Raw genomic sequence first — 3,935 nt, 5'->3', positions numbered from 1 at the left:
ATGCCCCCCGCCCCCACGACGACCGCGCCCCTGGAACTGACGGCGGCGCAGGCCCGTGTGCTGTCCGCGCAGCGCGCCGCCCCCGACGACCCGTCGTACAACGTCGGGCAGTACATCGACCTGAGCGGGCCGCTGGACACCGCGCTGCTCCAGCGGGCCGTCGGCCGCACCCTCGCCGAGGCCCCCGGGCTGCACCTGAGGCTGTACGAGGAGGGCGGCCGGATCCGGCAGGAGCGGCTGGCCTTCGACGCCGGCGGCTGGCGGCTGCCCCGGCTGGACACCTCGGGCGCGGCCGACCCGGTGGCCGCCGCGGTGGACCTCGTACGCGACCAGTTGGCCTGCCCGCCCCGGCTGAGGCTGTCCGCCGGGGACGGCCCGCCGCCCGCGCTGACCGGCGCCGTGCTGGTCCGGGTCGGCGACGGCCGGCACCTGCTGTTCTCCTACTTCCACCATCTGGCCGTGGACGGCTACGGGGTGGCGCTGCTGTCCGGCCGGATCGCCGAGCTGTACACCGCGCTGGTACGCGGCGCGGAGCCGCCGCCGTCGCCGTTCGCCCCGCTGGAGGTGCTGCTCGCCGCCGATCGGGGGTACGCCGGATCGGCACGCGAGGCCGCCGACCGCGCCCACTTCGCCGCGCGGTACGCCGACCGGCCCCCGGTCACCCGCTTCCCGGCGGGTCCCGCGGCCGGCGGGCCGGGCACGGCGCGCCACACCGTCCTGCTGGACGCCGAGGAGACGGCCCGCCTGGCCACGGCGGTGCGCGGGGCGCGCGCCACGTGGGCCGAGGGCCTGACGGCGGCGCTGGCCGCGCTGCTGCACCGGGACACCGGGGCCGGCGAGGCCGTGTTCCGGACGTACGCGATGGCGCGGACCGCGCCGGGCGCCCTGCGGGTGCCGGGCATGGCGGTCAACGTGCTGCCGATGCGGATCGCGGTGGACGGCTCGGCGACCTTCCGGGAGCTGACGGCCCGCACGGCGGCCGAGTTCACCGCGGTCCGCCGCCACCAGTCCTACCGCGGGCAGCCGCCGGCCGGCCCTGGCCCGCTGCTCAACCTGCGGCCCTTCCCCGCCGAGTTGCGCTTCGCGGGCCTGACCGGCCGGGTGGTGACGCTGGCCTCCGGTCCGGTGGACGACGTGTCGCTGTCGGCCGTCCGGCACGCCGACGGGCGGCTGCGCGTCGACGTGGACGCCGACACCGCCCGCTACGGTCCCGGCGGCGCGGCCGCGCTCGCCGAGCGCTACACCGAGCTGCTGCGGCGGCTCACGGCCGAGCCCGGCCTGCCACTGGACCGGGCCGCCGCACCGACTTCCCTTCCCCACACCCAGGCCGCCTCGGCGGCACCCACGCAAGGAGAGACCCGATGACCGCCACCAACCCCTTCGAGGACGACGACGCCCGCTACCTGGTCCTGGTCAACGACGAGAACCAGCACTCGCTGTGGCCGGCCTTCGCCGAGGTGCCCGCGGGCTGGACCCGGGTGCACGGCGAGGACTCCCGCCAGGGCTGCGCCGCGTACGTCGAGGAGAACTGGACCGACATGCGCCCGGCCAGCCTGGCCGCCCGGTCCTGACACCGCGGGCTTCCGCGCGATCCGCCCGGCCCGCCCCTGAGGGGCGGGCCGCGGCGCGGTCGGGCCCGCTACCGGAGAGTACGGCCGAGCACGACCGAGCCCCGCGCCGGATCGAGCGCGGCCAGCCAGGCAGCGGGTGCGCCGTGGGCGCCGGGGCGGAAGCCGTGGCGCAGGAAGAGTTCCCCGCCGCCGGTGGTGGCGGTGAACAGGGCGGTGACGTCCTCGGCCCCGGCCCGGTCGAGTACCGCCCGCAGCAGCGCGGAGCCGATGCCGCGGCCCTGACTGGCGGGCGCCACGCAGAAGTTGAAGAGCACCGCGGGGGCGCCCGCGTCCGGCCCGGCCGGGTGGCGGCGCAGCCCGACGCACCCGTGGAGCGTCCCGTCCGGGGCCTCGGCGAGGAGGAACTCCCCGGCCTGCTCGGCGTAGAGCGCGGCCGGGCGCTCGCGCAGCGCCCCGGTCCGGGCGAAGGCCAGCGACAGCCGGTACAGCACCTCGGCGTCCCGCGCCGTGGCCGGCCGCACCACCGCGGCCGCGCCGTGCGGGCGGGTTCGGGGTGTGGGCAGCGCCGTGGTCAAGGGCTTCTCGCTCTCGTGGTGTTGGAGGCCGGGCGGGAGGGCGGACGCCGTCGGCCCGGCTTGACGAAGACAACCATAGATAGTTAGGTAAGGCTCACCTAATCGGTATGCTGTCGTCGACGCGGCGCAGACCGGAAGCGCAGACCGCGCACACTTCACGGGGAGGACCCAGATGGCCGAGACGGCCGGAGCACGGCGGACGTTCACTCAGGAGCGACTGGCCCAGGACGTCGCCGACGTACTGTACGTCGAAGCCGACGAGGTCGATCCGGAGGACAGCCTGCTCGACCAGGGTCTGGACTCCATCCGCCTGATGACGCTGCTGGAGAAGTGGCGCGCGGACGGCGCCGACGTCGGCTTCGCCGACCTGGCCGAGCGCCCCACCCTCCGCGCCTGGGCCGTGCTGCTGGATCCGGCGGGAGCGGACGACCGTGCGAGCGCGTGACCTGCTCATCGACATCACCCCGCTGCGCGACAGCCGGGACTTCCGGGCCATCTTCATCGCCCGGGTGGTGTCGCTCTTCGGCCTCGGCATGGCCACCGTCGCCCTGGCCAAGCAGGTCTACGACCTGAACCAGTCCAGCCTGGACGTCGCCGTGGTCAGCATGATCATGAGCATCACGGTGCTGCTGGGCTCGTTGTGGGGCGGCTGGATGGCCGACCGCACCGACCGCCGCACGCTCATCGTCTGCGCCCGGGCCGCCGCCGCGCTCGCCTTCGCGGGCCTGGCGTTCAACGCCTACCTGCCCGACCCCTCGCTGTGGACGATCTACCTCTGCGTCGCCTGGGACGGGCTCGCCACCGGCGTCAGCGTCACCGCGCTGATGGCCGTCGCGCCCACCCTGGTGCGCCCCGAGCAACTGCCCGCGGCCGGCGCGCTGATCTCCCTGACCGGCGAGATCGGCTCGATCACCGCCCCGCTGCTCGGCGGGGTGCTGCTCGGACTGACCGGTCCCGGCGCGGTGTTCGTCTTCGCCGCGTTCACCACCGCCGTGACCACCCTGCTGATCACCCGGATCCGTCCGCTGCCGCCGGTCAGGGGCGAGGACGACGACGAGGAGCGGGACAGCGGCTCGGTGCTGGTGGCCTTCCGCTACGCGGCCCGCGACAAGGTCGTCGGCGGACTGCTCGTGCTCGGCGGCGTGATGGCCGTCTTCAGCGTGCCGGTGGTGCTCTTCCCCGAGATGGTCGACAAGCAGCTCGGCGGCAGCGAGGTGATGCTAGGCGCGCTCTACACCGCCCCGGCCGTCGGCGCGGTGGCCGTCTCGGCCACCAGCGGCTGGCTCAACCGGGCCGCCCGCCCCGGCAGGCTGCTGCTGGCCGCCGGCTTCGTCGGCGGCGCCTCCACCATCGGCTTCGGACTCAGCGGCCATGTGGCGCTCGCCTTCGTGATGCTGGTGGTCGGCGGCGCGGCCGGCACGGTGTACGAGATCCTCGAGTACGCGCTGGTCCAGCACAACACGCCCGACCGGCTGCGCGGCCGGATGGTCAGCGTCATCACCGCCCAGGGCACCACCGGCGGAGTGGCCGGCGACGCCGAGGTGGCGGCCCTGGCGCGCTGGTTCAGCCCCGGCGGCGCCGCCGTGATCAACGGCGCGGTGTGCGCCGGCGCGGCCCTGCTGGTCGCCGCCCTGATCCCCGGCCTGCGCAAGGCCACCCTGCCGGTGGACGAGGAGGACGACGAGTCGGCCGGCGGCCCGCCCGCCGACGCCGAGCCCGCCCTCGCCGACCTCGGTTCCACGCCCGGCGCCCACGGGGCGGCCGCCGCCCCCGCCGCCGGCTGACACCC

Annotated in this window: 5 protein-coding genes; 4 read left to right on the top strand and 1 reads right to left on the bottom strand. The window is 76.0% G+C overall.

Annotated elements, in window-relative coordinates:
• The coding region (locus tag C6N75_RS29175; RefSeq protein WP_105871846.1) for a condensation domain-containing protein at nt 1–1,365 on the top strand (1,365 nt) is incomplete at its 5' end.
• Complete coding sequence (locus C6N75_RS29170; RefSeq protein ID WP_105871845.1) at nt 1,362–1,571, top strand: MbtH family protein; 210 nt, start codon at nt 1,362–1,364, stop codon at nt 1,569–1,571. The genes C6N75_RS29175 and C6N75_RS29170, both read left to right, overlap by 4 nt.
• Before the next feature lie 68 nt (nt 1,572–1,639).
• Here the strand turns inward: C6N75_RS29170 and C6N75_RS29165 are convergent, their stop codons facing one another.
• Complete coding sequence (locus C6N75_RS29165; RefSeq protein ID WP_105871844.1) at nt 1,640–2,146, bottom strand: GNAT family N-acetyltransferase; 507 nt, start codon at nt 2,144–2,146, stop codon at nt 1,640–1,642.
• 172 nt (nt 2,147–2,318) lie between these two features.
• Between C6N75_RS29165 and C6N75_RS29160 the strand changes: the two genes are divergently transcribed.
• Nucleotides 2,319–2,591, top strand: a complete 273-nt coding sequence (locus C6N75_RS29160) for a phosphopantetheine-binding protein (protein ID WP_105871843.1) — start codon at nt 2,319–2,321, stop codon at nt 2,589–2,591.
• The gene (gene entS, locus C6N75_RS29155) at nt 2,578–3,930 is read left to right on the top strand and encodes an enterobactin transporter EntS (RefSeq protein ID WP_105871842.1); all 1,353 of its coding nucleotides are present in this window, start codon (nt 2,578–2,580) and stop codon (nt 3,928–3,930) included. Before C6N75_RS29160 ends, entS begins: the two co-directional genes overlap by 14 nt.
• Nucleotides 3,931–3,935: the final 5 nt, after the last annotated feature.

This window comes from Streptomyces solincola (genome assembly GCF_002982015.1).
Taxonomy (GTDB): domain Bacteria; phylum Actinomycetota; class Actinomycetes; order Streptomycetales; family Streptomycetaceae; genus Streptomyces; species Streptomyces solincola.
This window is presented reverse-complemented; position numbering and strand designations above follow the sequence as displayed.